The organism is Marinomonas rhodophyticola (assembly GCF_026113935.1).
Classification (GTDB): domain Bacteria; phylum Pseudomonadota; class Gammaproteobacteria; order Pseudomonadales; family Marinomonadaceae; genus Marinomonas; species Marinomonas rhodophyticola.
This window is the reverse complement of record NZ_JAPEUL010000011.1, coordinates 306,640-322,486: the sequence shown is the minus strand read 5'-3', so window position 1 is coordinate 322,486 and position 15,847 is coordinate 306,640. Positions and strand designations below refer to the sequence as shown.

Genomic DNA, 15,847 nt, shown 5'->3' with positions numbered 1-15,847 from the left:
GCTGAGAGGTCTTGCCTAGGTTATCAATACATGACGCTGCTGGCTGTTTTTTTAAGAGCCAGCCTTTAAGGTTTCCAATCTCAAGCCACTTGCGCTTCTGTTAGGGAAACCCTTCCAGTAGGTATTGTCTGAGTTCTCCATGCCATTTTTATCTTTGCTCCATTGACCATCATTCGATAGAGGTACTAAATCAAAATAGCTCGACATAGCAGAATCCTGTTTCAAATACTGACCTAACCACGCGGTAATGAAATGTGTTGAAATATTATTCATGCGTACGTTATCCCAAACAGGATCAAGATAATGCATGGTTAAATTAAAGCCTAAATCAGCGTCCACTTTGTTGGCTTCTTCAGGTGGTGCCATCGGTGCGCCTGCATTGTGATTTGCATAGTCGAATGTCAGCAAAGAGCGATGAACACTGGTTGCCGACTTCCATAAAGCACGCACACCGTCTTCATAGCCAACCACATCGTCCACCGACCCCGCTATAAATAGCATAGGAACTCGAATACCTTTTGCTGTGTTTGAATCCATAAAATGCCTTTTCATCCCAGCAGGCGCAAAAGTGACCGCGGTTTTAATTCGACTATCCGCTAAGGCGAGATACTCTTTACTTCCGCTCAAATACTGATCTAAAGTGCCTTTCGGTGTAGAGAAAAAACCTTCTCTTTGATCCAAAGCGTATTGCGTCAAACCACCACCCACGGTCACCACTGTGCCATACCCGCCCATTGAATAACCAATAATCCCAGTATTGTTTACATCTACTAGATTATACAAAAAGGAGGTTTTATCTTTTGCTAAACGATCTATTTGATTCAAAATAAACAACTGATCTTTGGTTCTATTCACCAAGCTTGAGCTAATTTTAGATAAAGTACTGTAAGTTGAATCAGTGTGGTCAATAGACACCACGACATATCCTTTTGAGGCAATATTTTCCGCGATGGGTGACATCAAGAAACGATTACCTGGATAACCGTGTGACAGAATTACGAGCGGAAACAACGTTTTAGTAGTCGCAGGTTGAGCATCTACTATGGCCTTACCATGGAGATCAACTAGGGTTTTGCCATCTCGGATCAGCGCCTTTAAGACCGTTTCCCCCTTGGCATTTGAAGCAGCAGGATACCAAACCTGTACAGTTAATGGACGATCGTAATACGGAAAAACATCATCCTCTTTTCTATTAGTGTCTGTGTTTACAATGTCTATTTGGCTTTTATGAATAAAGTCTAATTGTCTAACACCAACTGTCTGCTCGCCATAAGCCGCTAATTCAGGGGCATCTGCTCGGATAATATCAATTCTATTTTCAGCTTGTACCGCAGAAAATGGAACACAAGACACCACAAGTAACGCAGCAGCGTAACGCGTCGTTTGCTTATTTTTCATAACAACAGTCCTTATTATCTTTATTGTATTGAATGCTTAAAAATTATTTGGTTAATCGATTAACCAAATAAGTATAACCACGTCATTACACTTCGCTCAAGAGCGAAAGCACACCTAATAACAGCAACATCAGTAACTTGCTTGTTGCCACTATCGATCAAGGCTAAAATCTTGGCTCTTTAATGCCTTTATCCCAAGGAAGAGACATGCCATCAGCTCCGCGCAGAAAGCAAAAAAACACCTCGAATAAAAGAGCGTCTTTAGCGATGGTCGCCGCTCATGCCAATGTTTCGACTGCAACCGCCTCTCGTATTATCAACGGCATTACCAACAAGGCATCAGAACAAACGATCCTTCAAGTCAAAAAAGCGGTGGAAGAACTCGGCTACAGACCAGCAAGCGTTGGCAGAGCGTTAAGATGTCAAGAAAGTCGGATGGTCGGTGTATTAGCGGCAAGCTTGGCTAATCCTGCAATGTCAGCCATCGCTTCATCGATAGAGCTGGCTTTAAGGGGGAGGGTTACATTATGTCCTTATGCGATACTCATGAAGAAGCAACGATACAAGACGAATACTTACGAGAAATGCAGTCTCAGTTGGCTCGTGCGGTGGTCATCATTGGTGCCGTTCAAAGTGCACTTTTAACTGATTACCGTAACAGTGGCACGACATTACTCTTTATTAATCGCCCCGCCCCAGATCAAGAGCATAGCTATTATGTTGGCATCAATAATTACCAAGCCGGTGTAGATGTCGCAAATTTACTTTTACAGCATGGAAAGAAAAACATTGGGATCATTCATGCCTCACTCAATTTTACTGCCGCTGTAGAGCGACGTAGAGGCCTATTAGATAGGTTGTCAGAAGCTGGTATTGATCCCAACGATATCCCTCACGCTCACGTAGCAGGACTTAATCATTTAGAAGTTGGTTACGAAAGCATGCAAACTTTTTTAGACATGCCCAAAAGACCGGATGTCATTGTCTGCCTCAGCGATATGCTAGCCTATGGCGCATATCGTCGTGCACAAGAAGCAGGACTAGACCCTATTAAACAGATGACCTTTTTCGGTTTTGACGATAATCCACTTAACCCTTGGATCGCTCACTGGCTCAATTCTGTTGGCGTGCCAGCTAACTTATATGGGCCAGCTACCGTGGCTACCTTAAAATCCATCTGGCACCATTTGCCACCAACAGCGCCAGTTTATCTTCCACATCAATTTCGTTTAAATAAAGAATTTAACGCGTCATCAACGGCACCAAGTTGATTTTATTCTGGCACAAAAAAATAGGCTAACTCAACTCAGGGGAAGCATTAAATTTTACTTGTGCATTATAGCAAACCGTTTAATTTAGCATATTGCAGCAGCATAATGGTTTTACCATCTTTAATTTCCCCTGAAACTATCATGTCACACGCTAATTGAAAATCCACTTCTAGCACTTCGATATTTTCTTGCTCGTGCTCGAGGCCGCCACCATCGGATACCTTCATGTTGTCCGAGTATTCAGCCACAAAGAAGTATAAAATTTCTGTCACAGAACCGGGTGACATGTAGGCTTCAAAGACTTTTTGTACCTGCTCGACTTTAAAACCCGTTTCTTCCTCCGTCTCTCGTTTTATGCAATCTTCGGGGTTATCTTGATCCAATAATCCAGCACAAGATTCAATCAACATGCCATCCTGATTGCCATTAACGAAAGTAGGCATTCTAAACTGTCGTGTCAGTACCACTGTCTTTTTTTCAACGTTGTACAGCAAAATAGTTGCGCCGTTTCCTCTATCGTACGCTTCACGCTCTTGACGTTGCCACTGACCATTTTTGCCTTTTAGTTCAAAAGAAAACTTATTCAAGGTATACCAATTGTCAGATAGCAGTGTTTTTTCTATATTTCGAATGTCTGTCATAATCGCACGAGTCTCTTTAGAGAGGTTTATAAACAAGCCTTAATCAGAATATAGCAGGGCAAAGGGTTCCAATCTATTCACTCAAATTAAATGTTTCAAGATAGGAAGCATGATATTGGCAGCCATTATCTGGTGCATAAGTGACCCTAGCCATGTCCAATCCTTATAAAAATGCCATTTATCCTCAATCAACCCTATCGAAACAAACCTACAAGTATTAAAATCAGCGCAAATTCCCATACCCTTAGTTAAGGATCTATCATGACTTTGTTGACCGGTCAGGCTACTAATGTCGTCGTTGTTAGTAACTCTTCCGATAACCCTTTTGCTATTGATGTCGCTTATGCAATGGGGCAACACGAAGACATCGCTGATTTAATCAGTATGAAGCAGTTCATGAATTCCGAGTTTTGCCCTCGGTTTATCTCCGATGAAGCCGATTTCGATAATATTGGCCGCAAACTCAAGGGTAAGGCTGTCATCATTGTGAGTACTGGCAGCCACGTAAAAAGTCGTCAAGAACTGGCGATGTCTAACCTGATCATCGCCCGTGCAGCAAAAGAGAACGGAGCCGACCGCGTCATTTTGGTCGAGCCAGATCTTTTCTATAGTGCACAAGATCGTGGTCCTCACCAAAGCTTAGGCGAAACCAGTTTTGAACGTGATATCCAAGATATTAAAAAATTCGATGGCCAGCCTTTTACTGCCAAACTTTATGCACAGTTGCTAAAACTATCTGGCGTGGACACTGTGATGACCATTCACAACCATTCCGAGTCCGTTCAAAAGATGTTTACCGAAGTATTTGAAGGTGACTTCCATAATTTAATTCCTTATGAGATTTACGCGCATTACTTGTTGAATTCAAACATTCTACATTACGGTGAAGATGGGGAAGGATTAGTACTTTGTGCTCCCGATAAAGGCGCACGTGACTTCGTTAAGCAAATGTACAAAACACTCGGCCTAAGCAAAGCAAAATTTATTATGCTAGACAAAGACCGTACCGCTGAACGTAAAGTAGAAATCACTCTCCATAAAGAAAGCGAACACACTTTCGACGGCCTAGATGGTGCGAGCATTGTATTGTTTGACGACATGGTTCGCACGGGTTCTACCGTGGTAAAATCTTGCCAATTCTTACAACAAATCAATCCTCAACGCATGGTGTTTGCCGTATCGCATTTTTATGCCAGCGATGAAGGTCGTGAGCGTATGGCGCATCCAGCAATTGGTGAGATTTTAACGCTGAATACCCTACCCACGATTTTAAACCGTGATGAGCAAGGTCGCTTGCGTAAGAAAATGGTTGTGCTAAAAGTAGAGAAATGGCTTGCTCAAGAGCTTTGCAACATTCTTGATTTGCCACAGATCCACGAGCCTAACCCTTATAAAATCGATATGTCGTCTAAAAACCCTCGCTTTAAACGCAAAATTTGGTTTAGTGAAGAATTGTCTGAACTAAAAAGCTAATACGATACTTAGCTAACATTACCAACAAAAATGCCGCGATCACGCGGCATTTTTGTTTCTGTTCGATGTAACGTCGTTGTTAAGCACGAAAAGCCAATAAAAGAATGTCTTTGATTTTACGGTCTATTTCTACCTGAGCAGCCTCAAAATCCACTCGCTCTACCTTGTACAAGAAAGGTTGAACACCACGTAATTTCTTAATGGCTTGTGGATCTTCAGCTAACAAAACCGCCACATAAGAGAACGCGTCGTAATAAGGAAACGCTTGTTCACGCAATGCATTTAGATATGAATCGACAGACTCTTCACCAAACACTTGCTTGATGGCGGTAATTGCACCAAAGACCGCAACACCTTCACACAGTGCTGGCGTTTTAGCGCCTTCAAAACCGATAGGATATTGCCCACGAACCATTTCTTGAATGACATCCGCCAACAACATGACATCATTACTGAAGACACGAGCTGGCATCTGAATCTTATAACGGTATGGTTCATCGGCGTGTTCAAATACCGCACCTGGTTTGGCAATGTCATCACCAACTTCAAAACCATCAAACTTGGCTTCGGCAACGGCTTCGCCAAAAGAAACTCCACCGCAGGCAACCAAGCCGCACGCAGTTTCTCTAATTTATTTACTTCTGTTGAGTAAGTGTCTACCACAAGCTCATCCTTAATTTATTCTGAAAGAAACAGTGCGTTAGACTCATGATCAAAACGCCCTTTTAGATAAGCGAAACCTTACCACAACAGAGAAGATCAAGCAGGCTAAATTCAACGATAAATACACAGATTCCATGAAGAATACTGGAACCAATATCAATGCAATGACAAAAACAACTTATCGATTTTATCTTAGCTGACTGTCTTTACTGCCCGCCCGATTGTACCAAGACGTTCGACCTTTCTTCTCTTGCTCAGACTGACATTGAATACACAAACGTACACCTTGAATGGCTTTGCGACGAGGCTCAGGAATCACTGCGTCGCATGCTTCACAATGAGTCAGGCTCTTACCTTTTGGCATACTGTTTTTTGCACGCTCGACTTCAGAGTCTACCGTCGCGTCTATTTGATCTTGCACCGCGCCATCTTGCGCCCAACCGCTCGCCATAATCGTTCAGCCTCAGACTTTAGAAATAACCGATTTACCATTTAGCAATCCTTTACAATTACTTTATTATTGGCCGCCATAAAAGACACGCCCAAATATTTTTTATTTGCTTTACAGCATCATTTTAAACGTTAAGCCGACATAGAACCGATAACAGGTAAAAGTTTCATGAAAAACATAGTCATTTTGATCACTCTTTGCTCAATTAGTGCCAAAGAGGTATATGCCGGCGGTATGGATCTATCAAGACAACCCATTGCCCCTCTATTCGAGCAAGGAACGTATCTTGAATTAAGCGCCTATAGCGTTGATCCAGAAGTATCAGGCAAGCTAACGGATTCAATCCAATCAGGAAACGTGGCAAAAAAAGGCTATTTTTTCGGTGGCGCCTATAAACAAGACGTGTCCAACTCAACTTCCATAGCCATTATTGTAGATCAACCTTTTGGTGCAGATATTCGCTACCCTTCAAATTCGACTTATCCCCTTTCTGGAACCCGTGCTTCTGTCGATACCATAGCCATCAGCGGAATCGTTCGCTATAAAATAAATCCTCCTTTTTCAGTCTATGGCGGGCTAAGAAATGTCACATCAAGTGGTGATGTTACCGTCAATCAGCGATCGAACAATCTACTCTACACCATGAAAACAGATACTCAGAACGATTGGGGTTATCTGTTGGGCGCAGCCTATGAAATTCCAGATATCGCGCTTCGGACCTCGTTAACCTATCACTCAGCGATAAAGGTGAATTTTGATAGCCAAGAAAATATAGTCAGTTCCTCTTTTACGAAAGAGACGTCGTTTAACGTCGATATGCCTAAATCATTAAACTTCGACTTTCAGACTGGTATTACACAATCCACACTTCTGATGTTTTCTGCCCGTTGGGTTGAATGGAACAAAACAAAAATCACTCCCCCGCTTTTCACCCAGTTTGTCAATCAAGCAAATAACCTTGTTGGTTATAGAGACAACTCTCTCACCTACTCTCTCGGGCTTGGCCAGAAACTAACAGACAACTTTACAGGGTTACTCTCCATCGCGTATGAAAAACCATCAGGAAACCTAGTTAGTAACCTGTCACCAACCGATGGCTATACTTCATTAACTGCTGGGCTAAAATATCAAGCAACACAAAACACTGCCATTACGACAGGCGTATCCTATACATGGATTGGTGAAGCTAAGGCTAATCTAGCGAGCAATGAAGTAACATTCGAAAACAATCACAGCGTGAATTTTGGAGTGAAACTGTCTCATCATATGTAATATTTTGGAAACACCTAGTAACAAGGCCTTATTGCCACCTAATAAATAGAGTAAATAAGGCTTTCTGTCATACTTCTATTCACAATCATTGTTAGTTTGTTCGTATACGTCCTTCCGTTTACGTTATCGGTTACTCAACAATATTCCACCACCCATGGTGATAAACAAGCCGCCTGTTATTTTGGTGATTTTTGCTTCCATGTTTTTTAATGAAAAGCGTTTTCCTAGGCGAGCGATACCAAAAGCATAGCCGATATGCACGCTAGTAACGATAGCGCAGATAGTAATAAACATGATCGAAAACTGTTGATACGCTGGCGATTCTAGGGTTAAAAACTGGGGTAAAAAGGCAGACAAAAATATCAACGTTTTAGGGTTACTGGCTGAAACCAAGAACGCCTCACCAAACAGCGCAAGTCCGGTTTTAGTCGACTTAGTGACAACTGTATTATCTATAGCATCAAAAGTAGATTTCTTTTTGGATCGTAACGCTTTAATCCCAAGGTAAATCAAATAGGTTCCGCCTAATATTTTCATCACCAGAAACCAAACCGGCAATGTTTGTAACAATGCGCCAACACCCAAAGCAACTAAGCACACGATCAACAACTGGCAGGTCAAATTACCGAAAATAGTAATGAAGGCTGATTTCCAACCGAATTGAATACTGTTCTTAAGCACCAACAATACGTTCGGCCCCGGTGACAGAGTGGTCACCAAGTAAGCCAAGAAAAACAAAGTCCATAGATGGAAGGCCATAGTTCACTCCTAGGTAAACACCAGATTGATTGCCCAAATTAAATCAGACTGATTATGAAATGGATAGTTAACACTAAATAGAAGATTAATTTACCACCGTATTTTGTTGGCAGCTGAATATTTCGTTATCGATTGGCAAGATCATTCAATTTACCCACACTGTGGGTATGTTAGAATCTTCTGTTCCAGCCGCAAGAGCGGTGGTTTAGACAAGACCATTTTGTACGGTCTTAATATTTATAAATATTTTTTGGAGACAAATCCATGCGTTTATCGCTTAAAATGGCATTAGCCGCACTTGTTGCCGCTATACCCGCTCTTGCATCCGCTCACCCAGGACACGAACACACAACCAGCTTTATGACGGGCTTTATGCACCCTATGGGTGGTTTGGACCATTTGTTAGCGATGCTAGCCATTGGCCTTTGGGCTGCAAGCCTTGGTGGTCGTGCTTTGTGGGCGATTCCTGCCGCATTTGTTGGCACCATGTTGGTTGGTGGCGGATTAGCGGTTGCGGGTGTGCAAGTTCCTTTCATCGAGCAAGGCATTGTCTTGTCGGTGATTCTGATGGGCGCTTTGTTAGTTGGCGCGGCACGTTTCCCTATTGCCGTTTGTGCTGGCATTGCTGGATTGTTTGCTCTTTTCCATGGCGCCGCTCACGGTTTAGAAATGCCTTTGAATGCTAACGGAGCTGAATATGCATTAGGCTTTGCTGCTGCAACCGCACTGTTGCATATTGTTGGTATCGGCTTTGCTATTATAATGGCTCGTTTTCAAGCTCCCATTTTGACTCGCATTATGGGTAGCTTGATTGCCGTCGCAGGTGTCTTTCTCGCCCTAGTATAAATGGCTTTTCACGCCACGATTTGATCACTAAATCGTGGCGAACTCTTCTTCTCTCCATCAACTATCGTTTGGTTTAACTGCCGCTTAATGCAATATAATCAAAACAATAACCTCATATGAATTTACAAAAAAACCAAATACCTCTAAGCAATTTATGTGTATGATTCCAGACTGTTTATCAATTATCGAATAAAGGATAGCTCATTGAAAAAAGCCGAGTTTAAACAGCCTTCAGCTCTATTTTTCTCGTTGGTCGCTTTTTTTGCTATTGCTTTATTTGGTGTTTATTGGACCCAATCCACGACCAATTCCATTATTAATCAACAACAATCTATTTTAAGCGGCCTTTCTCGCACGCAAGCCTCTCTTCTCGAACGCCGTCTATCCTCTATTTTTACCACGGCGCAAATATTAGCTTATGAAGTTGAACTAAATAATGGTAATACCGAATGGTTTGATAGCTACGCAGACAAACTGATACAGTCAATTGGTGGCATTGAAAACCTGCAACTCTCACCAGACGGTATTATTAAACAAATCTATCCACTGAAGGGCAATGAAGCCGCCATTGGACTCGATATTGTATCAACACCAAGATTCAAAGATGAGGCCTTATTAGCTATTCAAAATCGCCAACTCTTTGTTATTGGTCCCGTTCCTCTCGTTCAAGGCGGTGTAGCTGTGATTAGTCGTGCGCCGGTTTTTTTACATAAAGAAACCCAATATGAATTGTTTTGGGGATTTGCTTCGGCAGTTGTGTATTTAGAAAATCTATTAGAAACGACACAGTTAAAACAACTGGAGAAAGAGGGCTATCAATTCAGCCTTACCAGAATCTACGCAGATAGCAACCAAAGCATTCCTCTTTTCTCTTCAGCTATGCCTCTAACGGATATCAAAGCGTCAACGGAGTTGATTCTGCCCGTTGGTAAATGGACCCTTAGCGTTAGCCGTGATTTAGATCAACAATTAGAAAAACGCAGAATATCAGGCTATATGCTTTCTATTATTGTGGCGCTTTTACTCGCTATGTCGCTATACGGTATTTTACTTCAGCCACTTAGACTCAGAGTTTTAGTAAAAGAAAAAACCGCAGAACTGCAAGATTTAGCTTATAAGGACCCTTTAACTGCTTTACCAAACCGTCGTTACCTACAAGATAGCCTTCCACAAATACTATTTGATAATCAAAAGGCTAAGCGTATTTCAGCCTTTATTTACTTTGATCTCGATAACTTTAAACGCATTAACGACACCATAGGTCATGATGTTGGAGATCATGTTCTGGTTATTGTGGCAAATCGTCTCACTAAATTAAAAGGTATTTCCGACTTAGTGGTCCGCTTAGGTGGCGATGAATTTGGTATTTTATTGGGTGACGTGAGCAGTAAAAAACAAGCAGGCGAAAAAGCCACACGAATATTAGAGAGCATTCGTGCTCCAGCAAAACTAGAGACACGTGAGTACATGCTCAGTACTTCTCTTGGCATTGCCATGATACCTGAACATGGCTATGACTTAGTCACTATTATGCAGAACGCAGATATGGCTTTGTATCAAGCAAAGTCACAAGGTAAAAATCAATACGCTTTTTATACTGAAAATATGAAAATCAGCACTCATAACTTGGTCAAAGCAGAAGAAGACTTAACACAGGCCTTGCAAAAAAATGAGTTTGAACTGTACTTTCAGCCCCAGTTTGACCTTCATACCAACCAAGTCATTGGTGCAGAAGCTCTGATCCGCTGGAATCATCCTGAAAAAGGCTTAATTTTCCCCAATGATTTTATTCCACTGGCCGAAAGCACGGGAAAAATTGTGGTGTTAGGCTACTGGATTCTAGAAACAAGTATTGCTTATCTGGCTAGACGTAAATTGGAGAATAGACCCGATATTTTACTGCATATCAATCTTGCCTCCTCGCAATTGTCTGACCCATATTTTGTTGTTTTAGTTAAAGAGCTGCTGATTAAATATCAAGTGCCGGCTAATTTAATTGGCTTTGAAATCACTGAGACATCTATTCTTGAAGACGTCCACCTCGCAAGAGCACTGCTACAAACCTTTAAAGACATGGGCATTTGTATTGCGATTGATGACTTCGGCACAGGATATTCCTCTCTTTCTCAGCTAAAAAATCTTCCCGTGGATTTATTAAAAATTGATCGAAGCTTTGTGATAGACCTAGAAGAAGACCCAGACGACCGAAAAATTGTCGAAGCCATTATTGCCATGGCGCATAAACTTAATATTAAAGTATTAGCAGAAGGCATAGAAACCAGAGCACAGTGGAAAATGCTCGCTAATTTTCAATGTGACTTTGGTCAAGGCTACTATGTGAGTAAAGCGGTGACAGCGGAGGAATTCAATCGCGGCAGCCCTATCGTTCACATTGACTAGGGCAAAATTAAGGCTCTAAACGTCAAAGGCCTCTCATTAATATAAAAAAACCCTAAATGTCATTTCTAACATTTAGGGTTGGTAGTCTTCACTTGGACAAATTACTTATCGATTAGGACGCTAAACAGATAGCTCGACCATGATTATGCACTTCAACCAATTCTTTATGTAAGCTGCAGATGGCTTTTTCGTAATCTTCTTCATCGACAACAAACTGCATATCTACCTGACGCATAGATTGGTGCATTGCCAACACATTCACATTCTGTTCTGCAATGGCTTTTACCGCCTTCGCTAACATACCTGTGGTTTTCATATCACTACCTATCGCGGAAACAATCGCCACTTTACGTTGCGTAATCTCAGCGTCTGCAAAACGCTCATGCAATACTCTCATGACACGCTTCAAGGTTTTCAGGTTGATAGCCAAATAGTGTGTAATGGTATTCGCATTAATGTCTTTAGCGATGATATGCGCATGGAATTGTCTTAATACTTTAAGAATATCCACATCAAATTTATCGATATCACCTGCCATATCTTGATCGAACAGTTCCACGGCAAATACGCCACGACAGCCAGCAATGATCTCAACACAAGGTGCATCACTGACGTAATCACCAGTAATAAGCGTACCAGTATGCTCTGGCTCAAAGGTATTCTTCACACGCAATGATATACCACTTTGGCGTAAACCTTTCGCCGCTTTCGGATGAATCGCTTCCATCCCAAGATTAGCAAGCTGATCAGCGACATCGTAGTTGGTCCGACCTATTGGCACCGCTTTACTCTCACCAACCAAACGAGGATCGGCACTGCTTAGATGGAATTCTTTATGAATAACGGCTTCATGAGCTTTCGTCAGAACCGCAATTCGACTAAATGTCATTTCACTGTAACCACGGTCAAAAGTAGACATTAGACCTGTTTCACTGTGCGCATAACCTGTCGCAATAGGAAGCTCTTTGCTTAAATCGATATCTTTAAACGCATCTAGAATACGCTCATCAAGCGACATATGACTTGGACTATTCCAACCGGTCAAATCAACAAACACAGCGTTTACACCGTCGCGCTGTAAAAGGTGCGCGGTATTCCAAGCACTGTGTGCCTCGCCAAGACTGGCAAGCATTTCACGAACTGTCGCAAGGTGCTCACTAATTGAGAAATGTCCGTGTTGACAAAGACGATGCAAGTCTTCTAAACATTCTTGAGCTTCTTTCAAACGACTATTTAAAAAAGCATCCGCTTTATGGCGTAGCTCTCCCGCTTCAAATAGGCTGTGATTGATTGCCAACATTGAATTGCGAACATCTTGCAAAGCAGGAAACCAATTGTTTTGCTTGCGCTCCTGAGCAAACAAAGCAAATACACCTGCGTCACCCGTTTTCTTATGCTCCAACAGCTTATCTGTCATACCTGCATAAGCAGAAACAACGAATATTCGCTGGTACATATTATTCGCTAAAGTGGGTTTAAAAATTATATTATCTCTAACTGAACGGTAGTCACTCATGGACGTGCCGCCGATTTTCTCAACTGTATGTTGTCCCATCATTTTTCCAATTTTTAAGGGGCTAAAAGCCAACTTATGCCGAAATTTAAAACTGCCGCTATATTGTCATAAGGTTGCGGAAAATTTAAGCACTAATCGCTCTTTTTGAGGCCTTTAATCGACTTCCTAGCCGCGATGTATTCAGGCCTTGGCGCCGTATTACCAAACGGTAAAACCACACGATTCGACAAGGCATTGTAGACAAAAAATAAATTCGACCTAGGCGATGAAGTAATATTGCTATTTGAGCCATGTAGCAGATTGCAATCAAACAAAATAATTCTGCCAGGCTGACCAACAGCTGCTTCAATACCATTCTGCTCAATCAATGACTGCAATGAGACATCATCTGGAATGCCAACATCTTGTTTTTTAAGCGAAGAAAGGTAGTTATTGTCTGGTGTTTCACCAACACAAGATATAAACGTTTGATGAGAACCCGGAATCAACAACAAAGGGCCATTATGATAATCATTGGGAGTCAGTGTAATCGACATACTCAAGGCTCTCATACGCGGCATACCGTCTTCCGTATGCCATGTTTCAAAGTCCGAATGCCAGTAAAAATCTTTTCCACGAAATCCTGGCTTATAATTCAAACGCGTCTGATGAAGATAAACCTCGTCACCCAAAAGATATTCTGCAATTCGAACTAACCGTGGGTCTTGTGCGATACTCTGAAAAAAATGACTCAACTTATGAACATCAAACACCGAACGAACATCACCGCTACTCACTTCTGTAATACTTTCTGCTCTGTGCTTTATTTCATCACTGTCTCGTAAGCGCTGCATATGTCGTTGCATATCAGCCACTTCATGATCATCAAAAAGATCATCTAAGAATAAAAAACCTTTCTTTTCATACTGATCTAAAAGCGCTTCTTCGAGCGGCGCTTTTTTTCGGTCATTGGAGTAAATAACGGGGTCTTGGCGATGAATGTGCGTTGGTGAAGAATACTGTCTAGAGGGATACACATCTTTTTGTTCTCCTCGTATGTTCTTTTTCACCCACTCTTCACTAGAATTTTTTTACTTGAAAGCTCTTGTTCCAAAAGCTTCGTATCATAAAAAACATTTCTTGCTAAAGCTGATGCCGACGCGGACATTATCGTACCCCCTCATCTACTCCTTCAATATTAACGAATTGATTTTATATGTATTCTTAATCCAACAGCTCGTAAGCGCCTTCGGAGTTATGTACTTCTTTGCCAGTAATAGGCGGATTGAAGACACAAGCCAATTTCAATTCTTTAAACGCTCGTAAGGTGTGTGCGTCGTGTTTATCTAGCACATAAACAACACCTGGCTTAATATGATGCTTTTGACCCGTCTCGCGACTTTCCACTTCACCTTCGCCAGAAATGCAATACACAGATTCAAGGTGATTTTGATAGTGCATATCAAAATCCTTACCTTCATAAATAGTCGTAATGTGGAAAGAGAAGCCCATATTGTCTTCTTTCAATAAAAGACGAGTGCTTTCCCAATTTCCGTCTGGAGACACAACACGGCGTTCGGTTTTTTCACATTCAGCTAAATCACGTGCAAACATTCTTTTCTCCTTATGATCCGAAGATCGCTTCATTGTCGGTAAAGCGTTACCGAAAGAAACTTGAGGTTTTTGACTTACTATTTACTTCACTCAAGTGTTCGACACAAAAGACCGCCCTCAAAATAAGAAGGCGGCTTTGTATAAGAGAGACTAGACAGCGATATCATAGTTCTCATCAAAATAACTTTTTGCCTCAGGCATATCGTCTTCTTTAGCACACACATCACGAATGGCATTCTCTAAAATATCAATACCTTGTTTTAGATCTTCATCACTAATAATAAGCGGACAAAGGAATTTAACGACTTGATCATCAGCGCCAGATGTTTCGATCATCAGACCATTCTGGAAGCATTTTTTAGTAATCTTGCCAGCCAACTCACCACTCACGCAGTTAATGCCTCGCATCATGCCTCGACCTTGAAGAGTGAAGTTACCCTCACCAAATTCATTGACGATCGCTTGTGTACGCTCATGAATGTACTCACCTTTACGCTTAATCTCTTTTTCAAACGCATCATCTTTCCAGTAAGTCTCAATGGCTACTTTAGCCGTAACAAAGGCAAGATTATTACCACGGAATGTACCGTTATGCTCACCGGGCTTCCACTCATCCAACTCAGGACGCATAAGAACAACTGCGAACGGCAAGCCATAACCACTTAGTGATTTCGACATAGTAACGATATCCGGCTTAATGCCAGCGTCTTCAAAACTGAAGAAGGTACCAGTACGACCACAACCCGCTTGGATATCATCAACGATTAGAAGAACACCGTGCTTTTTACAAACGGCTTCTAGATTCTGCAACCAACCAAAGCTTGCGGCATTAATACCACCTTCGCCCTGTACCGTTTCAACAATCACGGCAGCAGGCGTATCAACACCACTACTAGAATCAGATAGAACCTTGTCAAGATACTCAGTAGTTTCAATACCATCACCTAAATAACCATCAAAGGGTACGGTAGAAACGCCAGCACCAAGGCTAGTACCTGCAGCACCACGATGATGAGAATTACCCGTTACGGATAAAGCCCCTAAACTGCAACCGTGGAAACCATTGGTAAAACTGATGATATTTTCACGACCAGTGACATTACGTGCCAATTTCAGCGCTGCTTCTACGGCGTTAGTACCCGTTGGTCCAGTAAACTGCACCATATACTCAAGACCACGAGGCTCAAGAATGTGCTTTTTGAATACTTCAAGGAATTCACCTTTGGCTTTCGTATGCATATCTAGACCATGTGTAATTCCATCCTCTAGAATGTATTCCACCAATTTTTCTTTAAACACTGGATTGTTGTGGCCGTAGTTTAAAGTACCTGCGCCCGCCAAGAAATCTAGGTACTTATTACCTTCTTGGTCAAACAAGTGAGCCTCCTTGTGCACGGTGAAAAACGCGTGGGAAAGAGCGGGCATAAGACTGTACTTCTGATTCGATTTCGTCAAAAATTTTCATATTTTCATCATCCTTTAAGTGAATAAACTGTTGTTTTGAGCAATATGTTAGAAAGCAAAAACTGAGAACGACACTTTAGGACTCATCGCATTTCTAACTT

14 protein-coding genes and 1 pseudogene are annotated in these 15,847 nt (G+C 41.8%); 6 read left to right on the top strand and 9 right to left on the bottom strand.

Annotated features, from left to right (window positions below):
- Nucleotides 1-51: 51 nt before the first annotated feature.
- Nucleotides 52-1,398 (bottom strand): alpha/beta hydrolase family protein, encoded by a 1,347-nt coding sequence (locus ONZ52_RS21190; protein WP_265220628.1) that lies wholly within the window; start codon nt 1,396-1,398, stop codon nt 52-54.
- Between the two features lie 182 nt (nt 1,399-1,580).
- Between ONZ52_RS21190 and ONZ52_RS25505 the strand changes: the two genes are divergently transcribed.
- Together ONZ52_RS25505 and ONZ52_RS21185 are read left to right on the top strand one after the other, a co-directional pair.
- A complete protein-coding gene (locus ONZ52_RS25505; protein WP_418138635.1) occupies nt 1,581-2,042 on the top strand; it encodes a LacI family DNA-binding transcriptional regulator in 462 nt (153 codons plus the stop codon).
- A complete protein-coding gene (locus ONZ52_RS21185) occupies nt 1,925-2,668 on the top strand; it encodes a LacI family DNA-binding transcriptional regulator (RefSeq protein WP_265220627.1) in 744 nt (247 codons plus the stop codon). The genes ONZ52_RS25505 and ONZ52_RS21185 overlap by 118 nt, the downstream gene beginning before the upstream one ends.
- 65 nt (nt 2,669-2,733) lie before the next feature.
- Here ONZ52_RS21185 and nudK read toward each other — a convergent pair whose 3' ends face one another.
- Nucleotides 2,734-3,309 (bottom strand): GDP-mannose pyrophosphatase NudK, encoded by a 576-nt coding sequence (nudK, locus tag ONZ52_RS21180; protein ID WP_265220626.1) that lies wholly within the window; start codon nt 3,307-3,309, stop codon nt 2,734-2,736.
- A 261-nt stretch (nt 3,310-3,570) separates the two neighbouring features.
- Here nudK and ONZ52_RS21175 point away from each other — a divergent pair, with 261 nt between their 5' ends.
- Nucleotides 3,571-4,782 carry a phosphoribosyltransferase family protein gene (locus ONZ52_RS21175; protein ID WP_265220625.1) on the top strand — a complete coding sequence of 404 codons (1,212 nt, stop codon included), beginning with the start codon at nt 3,571-3,573 and terminating at the stop codon, nt 4,780-4,782.
- A 79-nt stretch (nt 4,783-4,861) separates the two neighbouring features.
- On the opposite strand, the gene ONZ52_RS21170 is transcribed toward ONZ52_RS21175, so the two are convergent.
- Nucleotides 4,862-5,392: a hypothetical protein gene (locus tag ONZ52_RS21170; protein WP_265220624.1), complete on the bottom strand. Its 531-nt coding sequence runs from the start codon at nt 5,390-5,392 to the stop codon at nt 4,862-4,864.
- A gap of 240 nt (nt 5,393-5,632) precedes the next feature.
- Nucleotides 5,633-5,896 carry a DksA/TraR family C4-type zinc finger protein gene (locus ONZ52_RS21165; RefSeq protein ID WP_265220623.1) on the bottom strand — a complete coding sequence of 88 codons (264 nt, stop codon included), beginning with the start codon at nt 5,894-5,896 and terminating at the stop codon, nt 5,633-5,635.
- Nucleotides 5,897-6,064: 168 nt separating this feature from the next.
- On the opposite strand from ONZ52_RS21165, the gene ONZ52_RS21160 reads away from it, so the two are divergent.
- Nucleotides 6,065-7,168, top strand: a complete 1,104-nt coding sequence (locus ONZ52_RS21160; RefSeq protein ID WP_265220622.1) for an OmpP1/FadL family transporter — start codon at nt 6,065-6,067, stop codon at nt 7,166-7,168.
- A 123-nt stretch (nt 7,169-7,291) separates the two neighbouring features.
- On the opposite strand, the gene ONZ52_RS21155 is transcribed toward ONZ52_RS21160, so the two are convergent.
- A complete protein-coding gene (locus ONZ52_RS21155) occupies nt 7,292-7,927 on the bottom strand; it encodes a LysE family translocator (protein ID WP_265220621.1) in 636 nt (211 codons plus the stop codon).
- 264 nt (nt 7,928-8,191) lie between these two features.
- Between ONZ52_RS21155 and ONZ52_RS21150 the strand changes: the two genes are divergently transcribed.
- Both ONZ52_RS21150 and ONZ52_RS21145 read left to right on the top strand, forming a co-directional pair.
- Nucleotides 8,192-8,773 carry a HupE/UreJ family protein gene (locus ONZ52_RS21150; protein WP_265220620.1) on the top strand — a complete coding sequence of 194 codons (582 nt, stop codon included), beginning with the start codon at nt 8,192-8,194 and terminating at the stop codon, nt 8,771-8,773.
- A 204-nt stretch (nt 8,774-8,977) separates the two neighbouring features.
- On the top strand, nt 8,978-11,173 hold the full coding sequence (locus tag ONZ52_RS21145; protein ID WP_265220619.1) for a bifunctional diguanylate cyclase/phosphodiesterase: 2,196 nt from the start codon (nt 8,978-8,980) through the stop codon (nt 11,171-11,173).
- 112 nt (nt 11,174-11,285) lie between these two features.
- Here ONZ52_RS21145 and ONZ52_RS21140 read toward each other — a convergent pair whose 3' ends face one another.
- The 4 genes and pseudogenes from ONZ52_RS21140 to ectB form a co-directional block, all read right to left on the bottom strand.
- Nucleotides 11,286-12,728, bottom strand: coding sequence for an aspartate kinase (locus tag ONZ52_RS21140; RefSeq protein WP_265220618.1), 1,443 nt, complete (start codon nt 12,726-12,728; stop codon nt 11,286-11,288).
- A gap of 92 nt (nt 12,729-12,820) precedes the next feature.
- Nucleotides 12,821-13,738, bottom strand: a complete 918-nt coding sequence (gene thpD / locus ONZ52_RS21135) for an ectoine hydroxylase (RefSeq protein WP_265220617.1) — start codon at nt 13,736-13,738, stop codon at nt 12,821-12,823.
- A 154-nt stretch (nt 13,739-13,892) separates the two neighbouring features.
- Nucleotides 13,893-14,282, bottom strand: a complete 390-nt coding sequence (locus ONZ52_RS21130) for an ectoine synthase (RefSeq protein WP_067013657.1) — start codon at nt 14,280-14,282, stop codon at nt 13,893-13,895.
- A gap of 150 nt (nt 14,283-14,432) precedes the next feature.
- Nucleotides 14,433-15,747, bottom strand: a pseudogene (gene ectB, locus ONZ52_RS21125) (diaminobutyrate--2-oxoglutarate transaminase).
- Nucleotides 15,748-15,847: the final 100 nt, after the last annotated feature.

Bases quoted from the DNA above. Each gene is read 5' to 3' on its own strand.
- ONZ52_RS21130 (WP_067013657.1), bottom strand. From the start codon at position 14,282: ATGTTTGCACGTGATTTAGCTGAATGTGAAAAAACCGAACGCCGTGTT.
- ONZ52_RS21185 (WP_265220627.1), top strand. From the start codon at position 1,925: ATGTCCTTATGCGATACTCATGAAGAAGCAACGATACAAGACGAATAC.
- ONZ52_RS21165 (WP_265220623.1), bottom strand. From the start codon at position 5,896: ATGGCGAGCGGTTGGGCGCAAGATGGCGCGGTGCAAGATCAAATAGAC.
- ONZ52_RS21175 (WP_265220625.1), top strand. From the start codon at position 3,571: ATGACTTTGTTGACCGGTCAGGCTACTAATGTCGTCGTTGTTAGTAAC.
- ONZ52_RS21190 (WP_265220628.1), bottom strand. From the start codon at position 1,398: ATGAAAAATAAGCAAACGACGCGTTACGCTGCTGCGTTACTTGTGGTG.
- ONZ52_RS21140 (WP_265220618.1), bottom strand. From the start codon at position 12,728: ATGGGACAACATACAGTTGAGAAAATCGGCGGCACGTCCATGAGTGAC.
- nudK (WP_265220626.1), bottom strand. From the start codon at position 3,309: ATGACAGACATTCGAAATATAGAAAAAACACTGCTATCTGACAATTGG.
- ONZ52_RS25505 (WP_418138635.1), top strand. From the start codon at position 1,581: ATGCCTTTATCCCAAGGAAGAGACATGCCATCAGCTCCGCGCAGAAAG.
- ONZ52_RS21150 (WP_265220620.1), top strand. From the start codon at position 8,192: ATGCGTTTATCGCTTAAAATGGCATTAGCCGCACTTGTTGCCGCTATA.
- ONZ52_RS21155 (WP_265220621.1), bottom strand. From the start codon at position 7,927: ATGGCCTTCCATCTATGGACTTTGTTTTTCTTGGCTTACTTGGTGACC.
- ONZ52_RS21160 (WP_265220622.1), top strand. From the start codon at position 6,065: ATGAAAAACATAGTCATTTTGATCACTCTTTGCTCAATTAGTGCCAAA.